Raw genomic sequence first — 21,836 nt, 5'->3', positions numbered from 1 at the left:
GCCAATTCAACCAAACAAAAATTTGGTATCAACAAACATGGCACACTATTGAGTTCTCAAACAACAGGCCGGTCAGCGCGTCCCGCTGGGACGCCTTGCTTCCGGATTGCTCTGCAACTATACGCCCTGGTGTCGGGCCGGTCAATCTCCGGTGAACACTCGGTTACCGGATCGTGACGGCGCCGCCCTCCGGCGAAGCTCACAATCTCCCACCCTAGCACTGTCCGGATTCCGTGCAACTCGCTGGCTGCTCGGCGGAGACCGTTCGTGTGGGATGCCGTCCCGTGGTCCCTCCCGGAGGAGTTCCTCGTCGCGACGACTTGGATGAAGCTACTCCTTTTTCCGGGGCCGTGCAACCCGGCGGCGTCGGCCCTCCGGACACCGGGAATGGGAAAGGCCCGGATCCCTGGAGATCCGGGCCTTTCCCGGTCGGTCACCGTGCCCGGACGGCGACCGGCGCCGGTCAGTCCTCGACGGGCTTGAGGTAGAGCACCGCGAGGGGCGGGACGGTCAGCTCCACGGAGGCCGGCTTGCCGTTGTGCGCGCCCTCGGTCGCGACGACCTTGCCGAGGTTGCCCACCCCGGACCCGCCGAAGAGCTCGGAGTCCGTGTTGAGCACCTCGACCCACTCCCCTGCCCACGGCAGGCCCAGGCGGAAGTTCTCGTGCGGGTTGCCGGCGAAGTTGGCGACGCACACGAGCGGGTTGCCCTGCTCGTCCCACCGGGTGAAGGACAGCGTGTTGCGTCCGGCGTCCCCGGCGTCGATCCACTCGAAGCCGGCGGGGTTGTTGTCCCGCTCGTACAGCGGGGGCGTCTCGCGGTAGATGGTGTTGAGGGTGCGGACCAGCTCCTGGACACCCTTGTGCGGCGGGGTCTCGGACAGCCACCAGTCGAGCCCGTGCTCCTGGGACCACTCGGACTCCTGGGCGTATTCGGTGCCCATGAAGATCAGCTGCTTGCCCGGGTGCGCCCACATGTAGGCCAGGTAGGCGCGGACGTTGGCGAGCTGCTGCCACCGGTCCCCGGGCATCTTGCGCAGCAGGGAGCCCTTGCCGTAGACGACCTCGTCGTGGGAGATCGGGAGCATGAAGTTCTCGGAGAAGGCGTACACCATCGAGAACGTGAGCTTGTTGTGGTGGTAGTGCCGGTTGATCGGGTCCTCGGCCATGTACTCGAGGGTGTCGTTCATCCAGCCCATGTTCCACTTCAGGCCGAAGCCGAGCCCGCCGGCGTCCGTGGGCTTGGTGACCCCCGGGAAGGAGGTCGACTCCTCCGCGATCATCACGATCCCCGGCGTCCGCTTGTAGGCGGTGGCGGTGGCCTCCTTGAGGAAGGCGATCGCTTCGAGGTTCTCGCGGCCGCCGAAGACGTTCGGCTCCCACTCCCCCTCGTTGCGCGAGTAGTCCAGGTAGAGCATCGACGCGACCGCGTCCACGCGCAGGCCGTCGACGTGGAACTCCTCGAGCCAGTAGGAGGCGTTGGCGACCAGGAAGTTGCGCACCTCGTTGCGGCCGTAGTCGAAGATCAGGGTGCCCCAGTCCTTGTGCTCGCCGCGGCGCGGGTCCGCGTGCTCGTACAGGGACTCCCCGTCGAAGCGGGCCAGGGCCCACTCGTCCTTCGGGAAGTGGCCGGGCACCCAGTCGACGAGGACGCCGATGCCGGCCTGGTGGAGCTTGTCGACCAGGTAGCGGAACTCGTCCGGGCTGCCGAACCGGGAGGACGGCGCGTAGTAGGACGTGACCTGGTAGCCCCAGGACCCGCCGAACGGGTGCTCCGCGACGGGCATGAACTCCACGTGGGTGAAGCCCTGCCAGGTGAGGTACTCCACGAGCTCCTTGGCCAGGTCCTTGTAGCCGAGACCCATGCGCCACGAGCCGATGTGCATCTCGTAGACGCTCATCGGGGAGTTGTGCGGGTCCGTGCGGGACCGCTTGGCCATCCACTCGTCGTCCTGGAACTCGTACGTGGACTCGAAAACGCGCGACGCGGTGGACGGCGGGACCTCGGTGCCGAAGGCCATGGGGTCGGCCCGCTCGCGCCAGCCGCCGTCGCGGCCCAGGAGCCGGAACTTGTAGGTGGCTCCGGACTCCAGGCCCGGGACGAACAGCTCCCACACGCCGGAGGCGCCCAGGGAGCGCATGGCGTGCTCGGTGCCGTCCCAGCCGTTGAAGTCGCCGATGACGCGCACGGCCTGGGCGTTGGGGGCCCACACGGCGAAGCTCACGCCGGTGACGTCCCCCAGCGCCGAGGGGTAGCGCTGCACGTGCGCGCCGAGGACGGTCCACAGCGTCTCGTGCCGGCCCTCCCCGATGAGGTGCAGGTCCAGTTCCCCCAGGGTCGGGGCGAACCGGTAGGGGTCGTCGCAGCGCTGCGGCTCCTGGCCGCGGTACGTGACGTCGAGGCGGTAGTCCGGGATCCGGCCGGGTTCGGTCGCGGGGACCACCCCGGTGAAGATGCCGCCCCACTCGTGCTCGAGCTCGAAGCTGCCGTCCGCGGTGACCGCGGCGACACCGGTCGCGAACCGGCGCAGCGTGCGCACGGTGACGGTGCCGTCCGGGTTCGGGTGCGCCCCGAGCACGCCGTGGGGGTTGTGGTGGCGGCCCTCGGACACGGCGGCCAGCACGTGCTCGGGCACCGGGACGGGGCCTGCGGCGGGAGCGCTCGGCGTGGCTCCGGCGGGTCGATCCTGCGGGGTGCTGGCGGTCACTTCGTCCTCGATCTCCGTTCCCGGGACCGGGAGCTGCGCGGTCCGGGAGCTGTCGTCGTCGTGGTCGGCGCCGGCCGCGGGGACCGCGCCGGCGGGTTCTGTGTTCACGCTACGCGACCGCAGGCCGTCCAGTGAACGACGCACCGCCGCGGCGGGGACCTCGACCCAGTCGGGCCTGTTGCGCTGCTCGTAGACGACCTCGTAGAGCGCCTTGTCGAGCCACAGGGCGAGGAACAGCGGCGAGTCGAGGTCCACGGCGTGGCCGGCGACCTCCTCGTAGCCCTCGAGGAAGGACTCGCTCGTGCGCCGGCCCCAGTCCTCGGCATCCGGGGCGCCCGCCCGTGCGGCGAACGCCGCGGCGTAGTCGAAGGAGCGCAGCATCCCCACGACGTCGCGCAGGGCGACGTCCGGGCGCGTGCGCTCCTCGATGGGCCGCAGCGGCTCGCCCTCGAAGTCCAGGACCTTGAACGCGCCGTCGGCGGCCTGCAGGACCTGGCCCAGGTGGTAGTCGCCGTGGATGCGCTGCAGCTCGGGCAGCTCCGCGACGTCGTCCAGGGACTCCAGCAGGGCGTCGAGCTCGGCGGCCCGGTCCGCGAAGAGGTCACCCGTCTCCGTGCGCGCCCACCGGAGGCGCCGGCCGAGGTCCTCGAGCAGGCGGGAGCGGGCGTCGTCGTCGGGGGCCTCGGCGCCGAAGGCGAGCGCCAGGTCCCGGTGGACGCGGGCGGTGGTGCGGCCCAGCTCCAGCGCCTGCGCGGAGAAGTCCTCGCCGCGCCCGCCGGCGTCGACCGCGCGGGCCCACGCGTCGGCGGAGCCGGCCAGGAACTCGGTGGCCACGGCCAGCTGCCCCTCGTGGGCGCTCAGCCCGGAGCGCCAGCGGGCGTCGAGCCACCCGAAGGTGCGCGGCACCGCCGGGCAGCCGAGCGCGGTGAGCTCACGGCCCACCTCGACGTCCGGGTTGCGGCCCTCGCCCACGACGCGGAAGAACTTCACGATCACCGCGTCCGCGTCGGCCGTGCCGGCGGGCGGGACGAGGATCACGGAGGAGTTGGACTGCTCGCTGGAGATCACCCGCACCTGCTCGGCGCCCTCGACCGCCCACGGCACGCGGAGGGCGTCGCCGTGGGCGCCCGTGACCGACAGGCCCAGGGGGCCTCCGGCGGCGGTGTCCTGCTGCATCAGCGCGAGGGCCGCCCCCACCAGGACGGGATCGCCGACCCCGTCGTAGACCCACGGCCCGGCGCCGCCGGCCCCGGGCGCGGGCAGGCCCGTGCGCTGGGCCACGGCCCGGCCGGCCCGCGTCGCCCGCTCCCGCAGGAAGCGCGCCGCGCGCCGGGGCGCGGGGTCCTCCTCAGTGGCGTCGGGCTCCCCCGCCACCGCGGCGGCCTCGAGCTCCCCGACCAGGAAGCGATCGGCCCCGGCCAGGGGCTCGGCGCGCAGCGTCAGCGGCACCTGCAGGAGCTCCGCGCGCTCGCCCTCGGCCGCCTCCACCAGGAGGATCCGGGCCTCCACGTACGCGGCCGCGGGCGCCGGGCCGGGCGGCAGGACGAGCTGCGCGACGACCCGCAGGGACGTGCCGCCGCCCGCCCCGGCGAAGGGGAACCAGCGCTGGCGGGGCAGCCACCGGCGCAGGAGGTCGAGGAGCTCCTCGGAGTGCTGGTCGGTCATGTGATCAGGTCCTTCCGGGGCGGGGGCGGAGGTGGCCGGTGACGAGCGGGACGCTCAGGACGCCTTGGTCGTGCTGATGATCGGCAGGGCGGTGGTCTGCGGGGCCGTGCCGTCGTCGCGGGCGGCCGCCCGCAGCCGCAGCCAGAAGAAGTCCTGGCTGCCGAGGGTGATGCGGTACTCGCCGGCCTCGTCGATCTCCCCGAACAGGTCCCCGCCGAAGAGCTCGCGCAGCCCGCGGCCCGCGAACTGGGGCAGCCGGACCCGTGCGCAGGCAGGGGTGTGGGCCAGGTTGAACAGGCACAGCACGGTCTCGCCGCGGCCGTCGTCGGTCTCCTCGTCGGGCAGCACGCGCAGGAACGCGAGCACGGAGTCGTGGTCCGTCTCGACGTTGACGTAGGAGCCCAGGCCGAACGCGGGGTGCGCCTTGCGCACCGCCAGCATCTGGCGCATCCAGTGCAGCAGGGACGACGACGACGCCAGCTGCGCCTCCACGTTGACCTGGTTGTAGTGGTAGACCAGCGACTGGACGACCGGCAGGTACAGCTTGCCGGGGTCCGCCTTGGAGAACCCGGCGTTGCGGTCGGGGGTCCACTGCATCGGCGTGCGGGAGGCGTCGCGGTCGTCGAGCCAGATGTTGTCGCCCATGCCGATCTCGTCCCCGTAGTACAGGAACGGGCTGCCCGGCAGGGACAGCAGCAGGGCGTGGATGAGCTCGAGCTCGGCACGCGAGTTGTCCAGCAGCGGGGCGAGCCGGCGGCGGATGCCGACGTTGGCGCGCATGCGGGAGTCCGGGGCGTACCAGCCGAGCATGGCCTGGCGCTCCTCGGTGGTCACCATCTCGAGGGTCAGCTCGTCGTGGTTGCGCAGGAACGTGCCCCACTGGGTGCCGCGCGGGATGTCCGGGGTCTCGTGCATGGTCTCGACGATGGGCGCGGCCTTCTGGTCCCGCAGCGCGTAGAAGATCCGCGGCATGATCGGGAAGTGGAAGCACATGTGGCACTCGGGGTCCTGCTCGGTCCCGAAGTACTCCACGACCTCGTGCGGCATCTGGTTCGCCTCGGCGACGATGACGCGCCCGGGGTACTCCTTGTCGACCATGGCGCGGAGCTTCACCAGGAAGTCGTGGGTGCCGGGGAGGTTCTCGCAGTTCGTGCCGTCCTCCTCGATGAGGTACGGGATGGCGTCGGCGCGGAAGCCGTCGATGCCCATGTCGAGCCAGAACTTCACGACGTCGAACACGGCCTCGACCACGTCCGGGTTGTCGAAGTTGAGGTCCGGCTGGTGCGAGAAGAAGCGGTGCCAGAAGAACTGCCGCCGGATCGGGTCGAAGGTCCAGTTCGACTCCTCCGTGTCCACGAAGATGATGCGGGCGTCCTGGTACAGCTCGTCGGTGTCGGACCACACGTAGAAGTCGCCGTACGGCCCCTCCGGGTCCTCGCGGGACGCCTGGAACCACGGGTGCTGGTCGCTGGTGTGGTTCAGCGGCAGGTCGGTGATCACCCTCAGGCCGCGGGCGTGGGCCTCGGCCACGAGGCGCTTGAAGTCGCTGATCGTGCCGAACTCGTCCAGGACCGAGTAGTAGTCCGAGATGTCGTAGCCGCCGTCGCGCAGCGGGGACTCGTAGAACGGCGGGATCCACAGGCAGTCGATGCCCAGCCACTGCAGGTAGTCCAGCTTGTCGATCAGGCCGGAGAAGTCCCCGGACCCGTCGCCGTTGGCGTCGGAGAACGCCCGGACGAGCACCTCGTAGAACACCGCTTTGCGGAACCAGTCGGGGTCGTGGGAGATGCCGGGGGCGTTGAGCGAGAACGGCGAGGTGCTCATGCGGAGGAGCTGCCTTTCGGAGCGGGCGGGCGGAGGGTCGGTGCGGGGAGGGGGCCCTCCCGGACGGGCAGTCCAGGAGGGCCCCCCGACGGGGCGGGAGCCCCTACTTGACGTTGCGCCGGACGTGCAGGACGTGGGCCGGCTCGTAGTGCGGGTCGAGGCGCACGTAGTTGTGCGTGCCCCACTTCCAGGAGTCGCCGGTGAGCAGGTCGTCGACCCAGAAGCTGCCGTCCTCGTTGAAGTCGGCGTCGTCCAGGTCCAGCGACGCGAGGTCCAGCCAGACGGTGCCCTCCCGGACCGCGTGCGTGTCCACGTTGACGACCACGATGACCGTGTCCTTGCGGGTCCCGTCCCCGTCGCGGACCGTCTTCGTCTTCGAGTACGCGACGAGCGCGTCGTCGGACGTGGACTGCACCGTGAGGTTCTGCAGGTCGCCCAGGGCCGCGTGGGTGCGGCGGATCTCGTTGAGCCGCGTCAGGTACGGGGCCAGGGACGCGCCGCGGGCCTCGGCCCCGGCGAAGTCGCGCGGGCGGTACTCGTACTTCTCGTTGTCGAGGTACTCCTCGGCGCCGGGCCGCGCCACGTGCTCGTAGAGCTCGTAGCCCGCGTAGACGCCCCACAGCGGGGAGCCGGTCGCCGCGAGCACGGCGCGCACCTTGAACGCCGCCGGTCCCCCGAACTGGAGGTACTCGGTGAGGATGTCCGGGGTGTTGACGAAGAAGTTCGGCCGGTAGACTGCGCTGGTCTCGTGGCTGACCTCGTGCAGGTACTCCTCGATCTCCAGCTTGGTGTTGCGCCAGGTGAAGTAGGAGTAGGACTGCTGGAAGCCCACGCGGGCGAGGCCCTGCATCATGGCGGGGCGGGTGAACGCCTCGGCGAGGAACACGACCTCGGGGTGCTTGGCGTTGACCGTCCCGATCAGCCACTCCCAGAACCACAGGGGCTTGGTGTGCGGGTTGTCCACGCGGAAGATCTTGACCCCGTGGGAGATCCACAGCTCGACGATCCGCAGCACCTCCAGGGACAGGCCCTCGGGGTCGTTGTCGAAGTTGAGCGGGTAGATGTCCTGGTACTTCTTCGGGGGGTTCTCCGCGTACGCGATGGAGCCGTCGGCGCGGGTGGTGAACCACTCGGGGTGCGCGGTGACCCAGGGGTGGTCCGGGGACGCCTGCAGCGCGAGGTCCAGGGCCACCTCGAGCCCGAGGCCCTGCGCCCGGGCCACGAACGCGTCGAAGTCCTCGAACGAGCCCAGGTCCGGGTGGATGGCGTCGTGCCCGCCCTCGGGGGCGCCGATGGCCCACGGGGAGCCGGGGTCATGCGGACCGGCCACGAGGGTGTTGTTGGGCCCCTTGCGGTGGGCCCGGCCGATCGGGTGGATCGGCGGCAGGTAGATGACGTCGAAGCCCATGGCGGCGACGCCCTCGAGGCGCTCGGCGGCGGTCCGGAAGGTGCCGGAGGTCCAGGTCCCGGTCTCGGCGTCGCGGACGGCGCCCTCGGAGCGCGGGAAGAACTCGTACCAGGACCCGCGGCCGGCGGCGGCGCGCTCGACCTTCAGCGGGTAGCGGCGGCTCTCGCTCACGAGGTCGCGCACCGGGCGCTCGGCCACGGCGGCCAGGACCTCGGCGGAGACCCCGGCCTCGAGCCGGTGGTCGGCGGGCAGGTCGCGGTTGCCGAGGGTGCGGGAGACGCTGCGGAACAGCTCGACGTCGGACTCCGGGCGCCCCTCCTCGGCGGCGGCCCGGTCGAAGAGCAGCACGCCCTCGTCCATCATCAGCTCGACGTCCTGGCCCACGCCGACCTTGATCTCGGCGGCGTGCCGCCAGGTCTCGTAGAGGTCTCCCCAGCCCTCGACGGCGAACGTCCAGGCGCCCTCCGAGGTCGGGGTCAGCCACGCCTCGTACCGGTCCGTGCCGGGCGTGAGCAGCCGCATGGGGACGCGCTCGGCCTCGGCGCCCTGCGGGTCGTAGAGCACCGCGGTCACGCCCAGGGCGTCGTGGCCCTCGCGGAACACGGTGGCGCCCGCGCGGATCGACTCGCCCGGGAGGGCCTTGGCGGGGAAGCGCCCGTCCTCGACGACCGGGCTCACGTCCACGATCGGGATCCGGCCGTAGACCAGCCCCTCGCGGGAGAACGCGGCGCCGGTCTTCTTGCGGGCGGGGGCCCTGCGCGTCCCGGTGGTCTTCCGGGCGGTGCTCGCCGCCGGGGAGGCCTTCGGGGCGGCTGCCTTCGCGGTCGAGGTCCTCGTGGTGGTCTTCGGGGCGGGCGTGGAGGCGGTCTTCGTGGTGGCGGCCGAGGCCCGGCGCGTCGTGGCCCGCTTGGCGGGGGCCTTCCCGGCGGGGGCCGCGCCGGCGTCCGCCGCGCCTGCGTCCGCCGCGGCGGCGAGGGCGCTCTCGGCGGCCGTGCCGGTCTCGGCGGCCACGGCCTCGGCGGCGGTCTTCCGCGTGCTGGAGGACCTGCGCCGGGCGGGTGCCTTGGGCGCGGGCTGCCCGGCGGGAGCCGCGGCGGCCTCGGCCTCCGGGCCGGGCACGACAGGCTCGGCGGTGGGCTTCGTCGAACGGGTACGGGACGGCGGTCCGGCCGGGCTCGAGGCCGGGTCGGTCGGGGGCGTGGTGTTGGCTTGGCTCACCTGCCCCACGTTAGCGACAAACACCCGGATCGTTAAGCCGACTGTCCAACCGTGTTCCACGGATTCCGCGGGCGCGTCGACCCCCTTCCCACCGCCGCCCGCACCGGTAGTCTGACGGCGTGAAGGCAATCCGTAGATTCACCGTGCGCACCGTGCTGCCGGAGTCCATCGCCCCTCTGAGCCGGCTGGCGAAGAACCTCCGCTGGTCCTGGCACCGACCCACCGAACAGCTGTTCGCCGATCTCAACCCGCAGGCCTGGGAGACGGTCCACGGGGACCCGGTGAAGCTGCTCGGCTCCCTCACCCGCGAGGAGATCCAGCAGATCGCCGACGACCCGGACATGGTCCGGCGCATCGAGGAGCTCGACGCGGACCTCGACCACTACCTCGGCGACGCCCTGTGGTACCAGCAGACGCAGTCCCCGGACGGGCCGCGGAGCATCGCCTACTTCTCCGCCGAGTACGGCATCACCTCGGTCCTGCCCCAGTACTCCGGCGGTCTCGGCATCCTCGCCGGGGACCACCTGAAGAGCGCCTCGGACCTGGGCGTGCCCGTGGTCGGCGTCGGCCTGTTCTACCAGCACGGGTACTTCAAGCAGTCCCTCTCCCGCGACGCGTGGCAGCAGGAGACCTACCCGGTCCTCGACCCGGACGGGATGCCGCTGACCCTCCTGCGGGAGGAGGACGGCACCCCGGCCCGGGTGACCCTGCCCCTGCCCAACGGCCGGTCCCTGTCCGCGCAGATCTGGCGGGCCGACGTCGGGCGCGTCCCCCTCCTGCTCCTCGACTCGGACATCGCGGACAACGACGACCACGCCCGCAACGTCACCGACCGGCTCTACGGCGGCGGCGGGGACCACCGGCTCCAGCAGGAGCTGCTGCTCGGGATGGGCGGGGTCCGCGCGCTGCGCGTGTTCTCCCGGCTGACCGGCACGCCCGACCCCGAGGTCTTCCACTGCAACGAGGGCCACGCCGGTTTCCTGGGCATCGAGCGGATCGCCGAGCTCATGGAGCCGGTCGACGGCACGGAGCCCATGACGTGGGAGGAGGCCCTCACCGCCGTGCGCTCCGCGACGGTGTTCACGACCCACACCCCGGTGCCGGCCGGCATCGACCGCTTCGAGCGCTCCCAGATCGAGCACTTCTTCAACGCCGGGCTCGCCCCGTCCGTGCCGACGGCCAACATCCTGGCCCTGGGAACGGAGGACTACGACGGCGGCGACCGCGCGAAGTTCAACATGGCGGTCATGGGCCTGCGCCTCGCCCAGCGCGCCAACGGGGTGGCCAAGCTGCACGGCAAGGTCTCCCGTGACATGTTCCAGGGCCTGTGGTGCGGTTTCGACAACGACGAGGTGCCGATCGGGTCCATCACCAACGGCGTGCACGTCATGACCTGGATCGATCCCCTCGTCGCCGAGCTGGCCCTCGACCCGCAGGGCAGCGACCTGAACCGGGCCGCGCGCTGGCGGAAGGTCTACGACGCCGACGACGCCCAGCTCTGGGCGGTGCGCCGCGAGCTGCGCGCCCGGCTGGTCCGGGACGTCCGCGCCCGCCTGCGCGCGTCCTGGAAGAAGCGCGGGGCGGCCGACGCCGAGCTCGGCTGGACGGACACCGTCCTCGACCCGGACGTGCTCACGATCGGCTTCGCCCGCCGCGTGCCCACCTACAAGCGCCTGACCCTCATGCTGCGCGACCCGCAGCGGCTCAAGAAGATCCTGCTGGACCCCGAGCGGCCCGTGCAGCTCGTGGTGGCGGGCAAGTCCCACCCCGCCGACGAGCAGGGCAAGCGGATGATCCAGGACCTCGTCCGTTTCACGGACGACCCGGAGGTCCGCCACCGGATCGTCTTCCTGCCCAACTACGACATCGCCATGGCCCGGACCCTGTTCCCCGGCTGCGACGTCTGGCTCAACAACCCGCTGCGTCCCCTCGAGGCCTGCGGGACCTCGGGCATGAAGGCGGCGCTCAACGGCGGGCTGAACCTGTCGGTGCTCGACGGCTGGTGGGACGAGATGTACGACGGCCAGAACGGCTGGGCGATCCCCACCGCGGACGAGGGCGCGCACCCGGACGAGCGCGACGACATCGAGGCCTCCGCGCTCTACGAGCTGATCGAGAACCACGTCGCCCCCCGCTTCTACGGCGAGGCCGCGGACGGCTCCGATCCGAGCACGGACGGGATCCCCCACCAGTGGCTGGCCATGGTCAAGCACACCCTGGCCACCCTGGGACCGCGCGTCTCGGCCAAGCGCATGGTCGAGGACTACGTGCGGGCGCTCTACGTCCCCGCCGCCGTCTCCGGGCGCCGGGCAGCCCGGGACGGCTACACCGGGGCCCGCACCAAGTCCCGCTGGGTGGGGCGCGTCCGCCAGGGGTGGGGGCAGGTGGCCGTGGAGCACGTCGACGCCGAGGGCGTGGAGCAGGAGCCGCAGATCGGCGACGAGATCACCGTGTGCGCCTACGTCTCCCTGGGCTCGCTGACGCCCGAGGACGTCGAGGCGCAGGTCGGCTACGGCCGGGTGTCCGAGACCGACCACATCCACGAGCGCAAGTACGCGGGGCTGACCGCCACCGAGGACCTGGGCGGAGGCCGCTACAAGTTCTGCGGCGCGATCACGATCGACCGCTCCGGCCCCTTCGGCTACACGGTCCGCGTGCTCCCGCACCACCCGCTGCTCGCGGACAAGGCCGAGCTGGGACTCGTGGTCAACGCCTGAGCCCCGGACGGCGCAGGAGGGGCCGCACCCGTCGACACGGGTGCGGCCCCTCCTGCGCTGCGCGCCGGCCCCGGGAGGGCCCGGCGCGCCAGGTGTCAGAACGCCCGGTGTCGGAGCACCCGGGATCAGAGCACCCGGTGTCAGAGCACCCGGAAGAGGCTCACCGAGTTGGCCGGGACGCCCTGCGCCTGGCCGGAGCGGAACCGGGCGCCGTAGCGGCCGTGCAGCACCGACGCGGTGCTGTGCACCAGGGAGAAGATCCCGCCCACCTTCTCGAGGACGTGGCCGTCCTCGTCCGGGGGGACCAGCCCGGTGAGGGACGGGAAGGTGATCGCCATGTCCCCGCTCGCCCCGTTGACGACCATCAGCCCGGCGATCCGCCCGCCGCGGGAGCCGAGCAGCACCTGGATGGTGCGGGACCCGGCGGCCTGCCAGTCGGCGGCCGTCATGGGCGTCCCCCCGGGGCCGAACCAGTGCATGAGCACCTCGTCCGGGCGGGTCGGGAAGTGCGAGGGCTGCCCGGCGAGGAACTCCCGGCGCACGCCGATCAGCTCCTGCGTGGCGGAGAGCATGGCCCGGGCGGCCGGGGCGAGGTGCCAGTCCACCCAGGACAGCTCGTTGTCCTGGCAGTAGGCGTTGTTGTTGCCCTGCTGGGTGCGGCCGATCTCGTCGCCGGCCGTGATCATGGGCACGCCCTGGGAGAAGAGCAGCGTGGCCATGAGGTTGCGGGCCGTCTGCGCCCGGTCGGCGCGGATCCGGGCGTCCCGCGCCCGGCCCTCGAGACCGTGGTTCCAGGAGTGGTTGTCGCTGGTGCCGTCCCGGTTCCGCTCCCGGTTCGCCTGGTTGTGCTTGTTGTCGTAGGACACGAGGTCGGCCAGGGTGAAGCCGTCGTGGGCGGTCACGAAGTTCACGGACGCGAGCGCAGTGCGCCCCGAGTGCGCGAACATGTCCGCGGAGCCGGCGAGCGCCCCGGCGATGCGGGACGCGTTGCCGCCGTCCCCGCCCAGGCTCATGCTGCGGGGGCCCGTGAGCCAGAAGTCGCGCACCGTGTCCCGGAAGCGGTCGTTCCAGTCGGCCCAGCCCTCGGGGAAGTGCCCGGTCTGCCACCCGCCCATGCCCACGTCCCAGGGCTCGGCGATGAGCTTCACGCCGAAGAGGTCCCGGTCCGCGTTGGCGGCCACGAGGAAGGGGTGGTTGCGGGTGAAGCGGTGGCGCTCGTCCCGGGCCAGCTCGGGGGCGAGGTCGAAGCGGAAGCCGTCCACGTGGCAGCGCTCGACCCAGTAGCGCAGGGAGTCGAGGGCCATCTGCACCACGCGGGGGTTGCCGAAGTTCACGGAGTTGCCGCACCCGGTGACGTCGACGTAGCGGCCGTCGTCCCCGTGCCGGTAGTACGCCTCGTCCCCGAGGCCGCGCCAGCAGTAGGCGGGCTCGTCCTTGCCGCCCTCGGCCGTGTGGTTGTAGACGACGTCGAGGTAGACCTCGAGCCCGGCCCGGTGCAGCTCCCGCACCATCGTCCTGAACTCGTCCAGGACGGCCTGGGGGCCCTTGGTCCGGGCGGCGGCGGTCGCGTACCCGGTGTGCGGGGCGAAGAAGCCCAGGGTGTTGTAGCCCCAGTAGTTGGTCAGGCCCTTCTCGGTGAGGTGGCGCTCGTCCAGGTGGGCGTGGACGGGGAGCAGCTCGACGGCGGTGACGCCCAGGGACGTGAGGTAGCCGAGCATCACCGGGTGGGCCAGGCCGGCGTAGGTGCCGCGCAGCTCGTGCGGGATGTCCGGGTGCTGGATCGTGAGCCCCTTGACGTGGGCCTCGTAGATGACGGTGTCCCGCCAGGGCGTGGCCGGCGGCCGGTCGTCGTCCCAGTCGAAGTCCTGCTGGACGACGACGGAGACGTAGCGGCCCCCGTAGGCGTCCGGGCCGGGGTCCACGACGTCGTCGGGCGGGGCCACGCGGCGCAGGCCCTTGCCGTAGGGGTCCAGCAGGATCTGCCGGTCGGTGGGGTCCGGGGAGCGCCGGCGCGCCGCCACGGACGAGTCGGCCGGCACGAACCCGTACTCGGTGCCCACGGGCAGCGCGGGGGCCTCGTCCCGGTGGAGCAGGTACCGGTAGCCGGTCTCCGAGAGCAGCTGCTGCTCGGCCGGGGGGATCGTCCCGTGGTGGACGCCGCCGGTGCGCCCGGTCAGCCGGCGGCGCTGCCACGTCCCCCCGGGCCGGCGGAAGACGATGTCCAGGTCCGGCACGCCGGGAGCGTAGACCGCCACGTTCGCGCTGCCGTCCCGCTCCGTCGAGGGGTGCACGCCGAGCGGGTACGGGTTGGACACGTACGGACGGCCGGTGTCCTGGCGCCGGGGCTCAGGAACCAGCACGGCGTCGGGAGACCTCGTACAGCGTGATGCCGACCGCCATGGAGGCGTTGAGGGACTCCATGGTGGAGTCGATGGGGATGGAGACGATCTGGTCGCAGTTCTCCATGACGAGGCGGGACAGGCCCTTGCCCTCAGAGCCCACCACGATCACGAGCGGCTCGGTGGCGAGCTCGAGGCCGGGGAGGCTGACCTCCCCGCCGCCGTCGAGGCCCACCACGAAGTACCCCATGCCCTTGAGCTCCTCGAGCGTGCGGTTGAGGTTCGCGGCCTTCGTCACGGGCACGCGGGCGGCCGCGCCGGCGCTGGTCTTCCAGGCGGAGGCCGTCACGCCCACGGAGCGGCGCTCGGGGACGATCACGGCGTTGCCGCTGAACGCGGAGACGCTGCGGATGATGGCGCCGAGGTTGCGCGGGTCGGTGATCCCGTCGAGGGCGACCAGCAGGGGCGGGCGGGTGATGTGCCGCTTCTCCCACTGGACCATGAGCTTGCGGGCGGTGTCGACGGAGTCCCGGTACTCGTAGGGCGGGACCTGCAAGGCCACGCCCTGGTGCACGGCGTCGCTCGTGAGCCGGTCCAGCTCGCCCTTCGAGGCCTCCAGGACCGTGATCCCCTGCTGGGCGCACAGCTGCAGGATCTCCCGCACGCGGTCGTCGACGTCGATCCGGCTGGCGGCGTAGAGCGCCTTCGCGGGGATCTCCGAGCGCAGGGCCTCGAGCACGGAGTTGCGCCCGGTCACGAGGTCCTCGTGCACCCGGCTGTGGCCGCGGGAGCGCCCGCTCTGGGTGGTCTGCCGGCGCTCGGCGGCCTTCTTCATCTTGTGCGCCTTGTGGTACGGGCGGTCCTCGGCCTTCGGCGTGGGGCCCTTGCCCTCGAGCGCCTTGCGGCCGTGCCCGCCGGTGCCGACGAGGGGGCCCTTCTTGTTCTTGCGGATCGCGCCGGGACGCTTGGGGGCTGCCATGGGAACCTCTGTTCGGTGGTGGTGGATGTCGTTCGGGGGTGCCGGGCTCAGGCGACGGACCAGGCGGAGCCGTCCGCGCCGTCCCGGACCACGACGCCGGCGGCCGCCAGCTCGTCGCGGAGGGCGTCGGCCCGGGCCCAGTTCTTGGCCGCGCGCGCCTGCTCGCGCTGGGCCAGCAGGGAGCGCACGAGCGCGTCGAGGGCCGCGTGCTCCGCGGCGTTGCCGCTCGCGCCGCCCAGGTCCATCAGCCCGGCCAGGCCCAGCACCTCGGTCATGGCCCGCACGGCGCGGGCGGGGGCGGAGGCGTCCTCGCCGGCCGCGAGCGCGGTGTTGCCGGCGCGGACGGTCTCGTGCAGGACAGCCAGCGCCTGGGGCACGTTGAGGTCGTCGTCCATGGCGTCCTGGAAGCCCTGCGGCACGTCCCCGGCGGTCCAGACGAGGTCGAGGCCGGACTCCGCCGCGGCGCGGAGGAAGGACTCGACCCGCTCGACGGCCGCGGTGGCCTCGGCCAGGGACGTGGGCCGGTAGTCCAGGACCGAGCGGTAGTGGGCCTGGCCCAGGTAGTAGCGCACGGCGAGCGGGCGGGCCTGCTCGAGCATCTGCGCCGGGGAGACGGTGTTGCCCACGGACTTGGACATCTTCTCGCCCTCGTAGGTGACCAGCCCGTTGTGCAGCCAGAAGCCGGCGAACCCCTGCCCGGCCGCCGCGGACTGCGCGAGCTCGTTCTCGTGGTGCGGGAACCGCAGGTCCAGTCCGCCGCCGTGGATGTCGAAGCGGTCCCCGAGGTACTTCCCGGCCATCGCCGAGCACTCGAGGTGCCAGCCCGGGCGGCCGGCGCCCCACGGCGACTCCCAGCGGGCGGTCTCGGGCTCCCCCTCCTTGTGGCCCTTCCAGAGGGCGAAGTCCCGGGGGTCGCGCTTGCCGCGCGGGTCGGCGTCGGGGGCGGCCTGCATGTCCTCGACCGCCTGGTGGGTGAGCTCGCCGTAGCGCTCCCAGGAGCGGACGTCGAAGTAGACGTCCCCCGACCCGTCGAGGGCGGGGTAGGCGTGGCCGGCGTCGACCAGGGTGCGGATGAGGGCGTGCATCTCGGGCACGTGGCCCGTGGCGCGCGGCTCGTAGGTGGGGCGGTCGATGCCGATGGCGTCGTAGGCGGCGTTGAAGGCCTGCTCGAACCGGTAGGCGAGCGCCCACCACTCCTCCCGCGGGTGGTCCCCGCGGTAGTCGGGGGCGAAGGAGTCCGCGGAGTTGGCGAGGATCTTGTCGTCGATGTCGGTGACGTTGCGCACCGTGGTGACCCTGAGGCCCCGGAAGGCCAGCCACCGCGAGAGCTGGTCGAAGACGAGGGCCGAGCGCACGTGCCCGATGTGGGGCATCCCCTGGACGGTGGCGCCGCAGTAGTACAGCCGGGCCTCACCGGGGTGGACGGGTTCGAAGTCCCGGACGGAGGCGGTCGCGGTGTCGTAGAAGCGCAGAGTCACACGTCCCATCATAGGGGCGGGCCGTGCCCGCCCCCGGGGCGCGCGGCTCAGGCCCGGGGCACCACCAGGGCGGTGGCGACCGCCGCGAGGCCCTCGCCGCGGCCGGGGAAGCCCAGGTGGTCGGTGGTGGTGGCGCTGACCGTCACGGGGGCCCCGGCCGCGGCGGTGAGCACGGCCTCGGCCTCCGCCCGGCGCGGCGCGAAGCGCGGGCGCTGCCCGATCAGCTGGACCGCGACGTTGCCGATCTCGAAGCCGGCCTCCCGCACGATCCGGGCCGCCTCGGCGAGGATCCGCACCCCGGAGGCGCCGGCCATCTCGGGCCGGTCGACGCCGAAGTTGGAGCCGAGGTCGCCGGTGCCGGCGGCGGAGAACAGGGCGTCGGCGGCGGCGTGGGCCACGACGTCCCCGTCGGAGTGCCCGGCGAGGCCGGTCTCCCCCGGCCACTCCAGCCCGGCCACCCACAGGGGTGTGCCCTCGGGCCCGAAGGCGTGGACATCCACGGCGATGCCGGTGCGGGGCAGGATCACGGGTGCGGCGCTCCTCGGGGGTCGGGGGCAGGGCGGTCGGGGTCGGGACCTGCGGTGGCAGGAGTTCCGGCGGCGCGCTCGCGCAGCACCGCCTCGGCGAGGACGAGGTCGAGGGGACGGGTGACCTTGAACGCGTGCTCGTGGCCGGGGACCGTGAGCACGGCGACCTCCGGGGCGTGGGCCTCCACGAGCGAGGCGTCGTCGGTGACCGTCTCCGGGTCGGTGCCGGCGGCCTGCGCGGCGGCGTCCACGGCACGGAGCAGAGCGAGGTCGAAGCCCTGCGGGGTCTGCACCGCACGCAGCGCGGTGCGGTCGACGGTCCCGAGCGAGCGCCCGGCGTCGTCGACCCGGCGGACGGTGTCCACCACGGGCAGCACGGGCACGACGGCGCGGGCGCCGCCGCGGACGTGCTCGGCCACGGTGCGGAAGACCGCGGGCGGGGTGAGGCAGCGCGCGGCGTCGTGGACGAGCACCCCGGCGGGGGCGGGACCGTCGTCCCCCAGGGCTGCCAGCGCCCGGCGCACGGACTCCGCGCGGGAGGCGCCGCCCACGACGGGCCGGGCGCCGTGGGCGCGGGCGATCGCGGCCAGCGCCGTGTCCCCGGCGGGGACGGTGACGAGGACGAGGTCGGCGACGCCGGAGTCCCCGATGCCCCGCAGCGCGTGCTCGAGCAGCGGGCGCCCGGCGAGCGGGACGAGAGCCTTGGGGATCCCGTGCCCCAGCCGCGTGCCGGACCCCGCGGCCACGACGACGACGGCGAACCCACCCCTGGGGGGTGGGTTCGCCGTCGTGGTGGACCGTCGTCCGCTGCGGGTCACCGGAGCGTCAGGACGCCAGGATGTCGTCGAGGCGCTTCTCGGCCTCTTCCTCGTCGATCTTCTTGGCGAGCGCGAGCTCGGAGGTGAGGATCTGGCGGGCCTTGGTGAGCATCCGCTTCTCCCCCGCCGAGAGCCCGCGGTCCCGGTCGCGGCGCCAGAGGTCGCGCACGACCTCCGCGACCTTCAGGACGTCGCCCGAGGCGAGCTTCTCCAGGTTGGCCTTGTAGCGCCGGGACCAGTTGCTGGCCTCCTCGGTGTCCTTCGCCTGCAGGACCGAGATGACCTTCTTGAGTCCGTCCTCGTCGACGACGTCGCGCACGCCCACGAGATCGACGTTCTCAGCGGGGACCTCGATCACCAGATCGCCCTGGGTCACCTTGAGCTTGAGATACATCTTCTCCTCGCCCTTGATGGTGCGGGTCTTGATCTCCTCGATGGTCGCCGCGCCGTGGTGCGGGTAGACAACCGTCTCGCCAACCTCAAAAACCATATGGAAATACCCCTTTCAGAACTCCCATTCTAACATGGTGTAGGGTTCGCCCGGCCGCGCCCACGGGACCCCCGGCCCGTCGATGCGGACGATCCGTCGGCAAACGGATAAGCTGGCCGGGACATCACCCTGAGCTCCCGAGGAGTACGCGCCGTGAAGAATGCCGCCCGCACCAAGCTGAAGCGCGCAGGCCTGACTGCCGCCGCCGTGGCCGCCCTGTTGTCCGCCACCGGCTGCGGGTACATCAACGACCAGGCCACGACCACGGCCTACTCGCCGGCGGACGGCATCGTGGAGCAGCTCGGCGACGTGGACCTGCGCAACGTGCTCATCGTGGCCACCGGCGCCGAGGAGCAGGGCCGCGTGCTCGGCACCGTCGTCAACAACGGCGACCAGGAGGTCACGGTGACCGTGGACGCCGACGGCGCGACCGCCGAGGTGCAGGTCCCCGCCAACGGCTCCGTGGAGCTGGAGGAGGCCGAGCCCGTGGTCCTGGACCGCGCCGGCGCCGAGCCGGGCCTGATGGTCGAGACCGAGTTCACCGCCGCGGGCGAGTCCGTGCGCTCCTCGGTGCCCGTGATGGACCACACCTACCCGCGCTACGCCGAGTTCGTGCCCGGCGGCGCCCCCACGACCCCGGCCAACCCGTCCAACACCCCCAAGCCCGTCGAGGAGCACGTGGGGCAGGAGAGCGGCCACTGACCGCCGGACCGAACGCGGGCCGGGCCCGGAACCCCTCGGGGTTCCGGGCCCGGCCCGTCTCCGGGACACCGTCGGCTCAGGGCTCGAACTTGTAGCCCAGCCCCCGCACCGTCACCAGGTGGCGCGGGGAGGAGGGGTCCGGCTCGATCTTGGAGCGCAGGCGCTTGACGTGGACGTCGAGGGTCTTCGTGTCCCCCACGTAGTCCGAGCCCCACACCCGGTCGATGAGCTGGCCGCGGGTCAGCACGCGCCCGGCGTTGCGCAGGAGCATCTCGAGGAGCTCGAACTCCTTCAGGGGCATGGCCACCTGCTCGCCGTTGACGCTCACCACGTGGCGCTCGATGTCCATCCGCACCGGCCCGGCCTGCACGGTGGCCGAGACGAGCTCCTCGGGCTCTCCCTGCCGGCGCAGCACCGCGCGGATGCGGGCCACCAGCTCGCGGGAGGAGTAGGGCTTGGTGACGTAGTCGTCCGCGCCGAGCTCGAGGCCGACGACCTTGTCGATCTCCGCGTCCTTGGCGGTGAGCATGATGATCGGCACGGAGGATCGCTGCCGCACCTGCCGGCACACCTCCGTGCCGGACTGGCCGGGCAGCATGAGGTCCAGCAGCAGCAGGTCGGCCCCCGTCCGGTCGAACTCCGTCACCGCGTCGAGACCGTTGTCCACGACGTCGACCTCGAAACCCTCCTTCCCGAGCAGATAGGCCAGGGGGTCGCTGAGGGACTCCTCGTCCTCGACGATCAGGATGCGGGTCACTGTGGGTCCTCCGTGGTCCGGGCCCGCGCCGCGAGGGCGGGCCGTGGGGTCGTGGTCTGCTCCGCGGAGGCCGGCTCCGCGGGGGTCGTGGACGCCGGGCCGGGCAGGCCGGGGGTCCGCGAGGTCCCCTCGGCACCGGGCTCGGCGACGTCGTCGGGGTCCTCGAGCTGGGGGATGCTGAGGGTGAAGGTGGAGCCGCGGCCCGGCTGGGACCAGACGGAGACCTCGCCGCCGTGCTGGGACATGACGTGCTTGACGATGCTCAGGCCCAGGCCGGTGCCGCCCGTCTGCCGGGAGCGGGCGGTGTCCACCCGGTAGAAGCGCTCGAAGATCCGGTCCTGCTCGTCCTCGGGGATGCCCGGGCCCTGGTCGGTGACCGAGATCTGGGCCATGCCGTCCCGCTCCCGGACGCCGACGCCCACGCGGGTGCCCTCCGGGGAGTAGCGCACGGCGTTGTCGACCAGGTTGCGCAGCGCGGTGATCAGCAGGTCGGCGTCGCCGAAGACGGGGCGGGTGACGCGCCCGCCCACCACGATGTCGATGCCCTTGCTCTCCGCGGGGAAGCGGTTGCGGTCCACCGCGTCGCTGATCACCCGGTTCAGGTCCACGGCCCGGCCCTCGGTCACGACGTCGGCGCCCTGGAGCCGGGAGAGCTCGATGATGTCCTGGACCAGCGCCGTCAGCCGGGCGGACTCCTTGTGCAGGCGGGCCGCGAAGTGGCGCACCGCGTCCTCGTCCTCCGCGGCGCCCTCGATGGCCTCGGCGAGCAGGCCGATCGCGCCCACGGGGGTCTTGAGCTCGTGCGAGACGTTGGCCACGAAGTCGTTGCGGATCGACTGGGCCCGCACGATCTCCGTCTGGTCGTCGGCGAGCAGCAGGATGTACTCCTCGGCGATGGGTGCCACCCGGACGTCGAGCACCACGGTGCCCGTCTGGAACGGGCCGCGGCTCAGCTCCACCCGCCGCTCCTCGATCACGCCGCTGCGGCGGGCCCGGTGGATCATCTCCAGCATCTGCTCGTGCGCCACGGTGTGCCCCCGGACCAGGCCGAACGCGTAGGCCGCGGGAGAGGCGCGGACCACGCCGTCGACGCCGTCGACCACCACGTAGGCGCGCCCGATCACGGAGAGCACGTCGGCGGCGCCGTCGGGCAGGGTGGGCTCCTCGATGTCGGCGCGGGCGCTGCGCCGGCGCCCGCTGAGCCCCAGGGCGAACAGTCCGCTCAGGCCCAGGGCGAAGCCGATCAGACCCGCGATGACCGCGATGGCAGTTGCACTCACGGACCAAGCTTAGGCACACCGCGGGGCGCCGGGACCCGCACGGGGCGTCACGGTCTACGGGTTCGGCCAACGTTCACCCTAGGATGATCGAAAGTTCATCCCCGGCTGTGACGGTGGTGGCAGGCGCCCCCGCGTCCGTCCCTCTCGTCACCCGTCCCCCTCCGTGGGCCGCCCGGGCCGCGGGCGCCGAGGACGTCGCCGCATCTCGAAAGGACCCATCCGTGCGCAAGGTATTCCAGGCAGAGCTCCACCAGGTCGGCGAGGAGCTCATCCAGATCGCGACCCTCGTGCGCGAGGCCCTCGAGAAGTCGAAGGACGCCCTGTTCAACGCCGACATCCAGCTCGCCGAGGAGGTCATCTCCAACGACGCCCGGATCGACTTCCTGCAGAACGACCTCGACGAACGCTCCATCGACATCCTGGCCCTGCAGAGCCCGGTGGCCTCGGACCTGCGCATGATCGTGGGCGCCCTGCGGATGAGCGCCTCGCTCGAGCGCATGGGCGACCTGGCGCGCCACCTGGCCCAGCTGGTCCGGCTGCGCTACCCGGAGCCGGTCATCCCCGAGCCCCTCGTGGAGACCTTCACCCGGATGATCGACCTGGACCTGCAGATCGTGGAGCGGGTCATCCAGGTCCTCGCGACCCGGGACCTGTCCCTGGCCGAGGACATCTACGCGCTCAAGAGCGAGATCAACACCCTGCACCAGTCGGTCTTCGACGCCCTCGCCGCCCCCGACTGGAGCTCCTCGGTGCCCACAGCCGTGGACGTCACCCTGTGCTCCCGCTACCTGGAGCGGATCGGCGACCACGGCGTCTCCGTGACCCGCAAGGTCTCCTACCTGGTGACCGGGGACTGGGTCGCCGCGAGCAGCGACCACCCGACCGGCCACGGGCACATCGGCACCGACGCCTGAGCGTCCCGGGACT

General features: G+C 72.3%; 14 protein-coding genes. 3 read left to right on the top strand and 11 right to left on the bottom strand.

The genetic code is table 11. The features are described from left to right. Positions 1-463 precede the first annotated feature (463 nt). From glgB to IEW07_RS12670, 3 genes are all read right to left on the bottom strand, one after another. Complete coding sequence (glgB, locus tag IEW07_RS12680; protein ID WP_188537773.1) at positions 464-4,372, bottom strand: 1,4-alpha-glucan branching protein GlgB; 3,909 nt, start codon at positions 4,370-4,372, stop codon at positions 464-466. Positions 4,373-4,426: 54 nt separating this feature from the next. Then, the gene (gene treS / locus IEW07_RS12675) at positions 4,427-6,196 is read right to left on the bottom strand and encodes a maltose alpha-D-glucosyltransferase (RefSeq protein WP_188537771.1); all 1,770 of its coding nucleotides are present in this window, start codon (positions 6,194-6,196) and stop codon (positions 4,427-4,429) included. A 103-nt stretch (positions 6,197-6,299) separates the two neighbouring features. Continuing rightward, entirely contained in the window at positions 6,300-8,288 is a 1,989-nt protein-coding gene (locus tag IEW07_RS12670) for an alpha-1,4-glucan--maltose-1-phosphate maltosyltransferase (RefSeq protein ID WP_371870230.1), read from the bottom strand. A 653-nt stretch (positions 8,289-8,941) separates the two neighbouring features. Here IEW07_RS12670 and glgP point away from each other — a divergent pair. Continuing rightward, a complete protein-coding gene (gene glgP, locus IEW07_RS12665) occupies positions 8,942-11,539 on the top strand; it encodes an alpha-glucan family phosphorylase (RefSeq protein ID WP_188537769.1) in 2,598 nt (865 codons plus the stop codon). A 140-nt stretch (positions 11,540-11,679) separates the two neighbouring features. Here the strand turns inward: glgP and glgX are convergent, their stop codons facing one another. From glgX to IEW07_RS12635, 6 genes are read right to left on the bottom strand one after another with little or no spacing between them, the layout of a single operon-like run. Continuing rightward, positions 11,680-13,899, bottom strand: a complete 2,220-nt coding sequence (glgX, locus tag IEW07_RS12660) for a glycogen debranching protein GlgX (protein WP_188537767.1) — start codon at positions 13,897-13,899, stop codon at positions 11,680-11,682. Beyond that, the gene (gene rlmB, locus IEW07_RS12655; protein ID WP_188537765.1) at positions 13,886-14,857 is read right to left on the bottom strand and encodes a 23S rRNA (guanosine(2251)-2'-O)-methyltransferase RlmB; all 972 of its coding nucleotides are present in this window, start codon (positions 14,855-14,857) and stop codon (positions 13,886-13,888) included. The genes glgX and rlmB overlap by 14 nt, the downstream gene beginning before the upstream one ends. A 47-nt stretch (positions 14,858-14,904) precedes the next feature. Next, positions 14,905-16,335, bottom strand: a complete 1,431-nt coding sequence (cysS, locus tag IEW07_RS12650; RefSeq protein WP_188537763.1) for a cysteine--tRNA ligase — start codon at positions 16,333-16,335, stop codon at positions 14,905-14,907. A gap of 47 nt (positions 16,336-16,382) precedes the next feature. Beyond that, positions 16,383-16,862, bottom strand: a complete 480-nt coding sequence (gene ispF, locus IEW07_RS12645) for a 2-C-methyl-D-erythritol 2,4-cyclodiphosphate synthase (protein WP_188537762.1) — start codon at positions 16,860-16,862, stop codon at positions 16,383-16,385. Continuing rightward, a complete protein-coding gene (gene ispD / locus IEW07_RS12640) occupies positions 16,859-17,680 on the bottom strand; it encodes a 2-C-methyl-D-erythritol 4-phosphate cytidylyltransferase (RefSeq protein ID WP_188537760.1) in 822 nt (273 codons plus the stop codon). The genes ispF and ispD overlap by 4 nt, the downstream gene beginning before the upstream one ends. 7 nt (positions 17,681-17,687) lie before the next feature. After that, positions 17,688-18,170: a CarD family transcriptional regulator gene (locus IEW07_RS12635; protein WP_047803020.1), complete on the bottom strand. Its 483-nt coding sequence runs from the start codon at positions 18,168-18,170 to the stop codon at positions 17,688-17,690. Positions 18,171-18,323: 153 nt separating this feature from the next. On the opposite strand from IEW07_RS12635, the gene IEW07_RS12630 reads away from it, so the two are divergent. Continuing rightward, positions 18,324-18,872: a hypothetical protein gene (locus IEW07_RS12630; protein WP_188537757.1), complete on the top strand. Its 549-nt coding sequence runs from the start codon at positions 18,324-18,326 to the stop codon at positions 18,870-18,872. A 76-nt stretch (positions 18,873-18,948) separates the two neighbouring features. On the opposite strand, the gene IEW07_RS12625 is transcribed toward IEW07_RS12630, so the two are convergent. Both IEW07_RS12625 and IEW07_RS12620 read right to left on the bottom strand, forming a co-directional pair. After that, positions 18,949-19,629, bottom strand: a complete 681-nt coding sequence (locus tag IEW07_RS12625; RefSeq protein WP_188537755.1) for a winged helix-turn-helix domain-containing protein — start codon at positions 19,627-19,629, stop codon at positions 18,949-18,951. Further along, the gene (locus tag IEW07_RS12620; protein ID WP_188537753.1) at positions 19,626-20,909 is read right to left on the bottom strand and encodes a sensor histidine kinase; all 1,284 of its coding nucleotides are present in this window, start codon (positions 20,907-20,909) and stop codon (positions 19,626-19,628) included. The genes IEW07_RS12625 and IEW07_RS12620 overlap by 4 nt, the downstream gene beginning before the upstream one ends. Positions 20,910-21,130: 221 nt before the next feature. Here IEW07_RS12620 and phoU point away from each other — a divergent pair, with 221 nt between their 5' ends. Continuing rightward, positions 21,131-21,823 carry a phosphate signaling complex protein PhoU gene (gene phoU, locus IEW07_RS12615; RefSeq protein WP_188537751.1) on the top strand — a complete coding sequence of 231 codons (693 nt, stop codon included), beginning with the start codon at positions 21,131-21,133 and terminating at the stop codon, positions 21,821-21,823. Positions 21,824-21,836 lie beyond the last annotated feature (13 nt).

The sequence above is a fragment of the Kocuria dechangensis genome (assembly GCF_014636775.1).
In the GTDB taxonomy this organism is placed as follows: Bacteria; Actinomycetota; Actinomycetes; order Actinomycetales; family Micrococcaceae; genus Kocuria; species Kocuria dechangensis.
Note: the sequence above shows the minus strand (reverse complement) of the source record. Positions and strands in the feature narration are given on the sequence as shown.

Excerpts from the sequence above, each read along its gene's own strand:
- glgB (WP_188537773.1), bottom strand. The coding sequence starts at position 4,372 with ATGACCGACCAGCACTCCGAGGAGCTCCTCGACCTCCTGCGCCGGTGG.
- treS (WP_188537771.1), bottom strand. The coding sequence starts at position 6,196 with ATGAGCACCTCGCCGTTCTCGCTCAACGCCCCCGGCATCTCCCACGAC.
- rlmB (WP_188537765.1), bottom strand. The coding sequence starts at position 14,857 with ATGGCAGCCCCCAAGCGTCCCGGCGCGATCCGCAAGAACAAGAAGGGC.
- IEW07_RS12635 (WP_047803020.1), bottom strand. The coding sequence starts at position 18,170 with ATGGTTTTTGAGGTTGGCGAGACGGTTGTCTACCCGCACCACGGCGCG.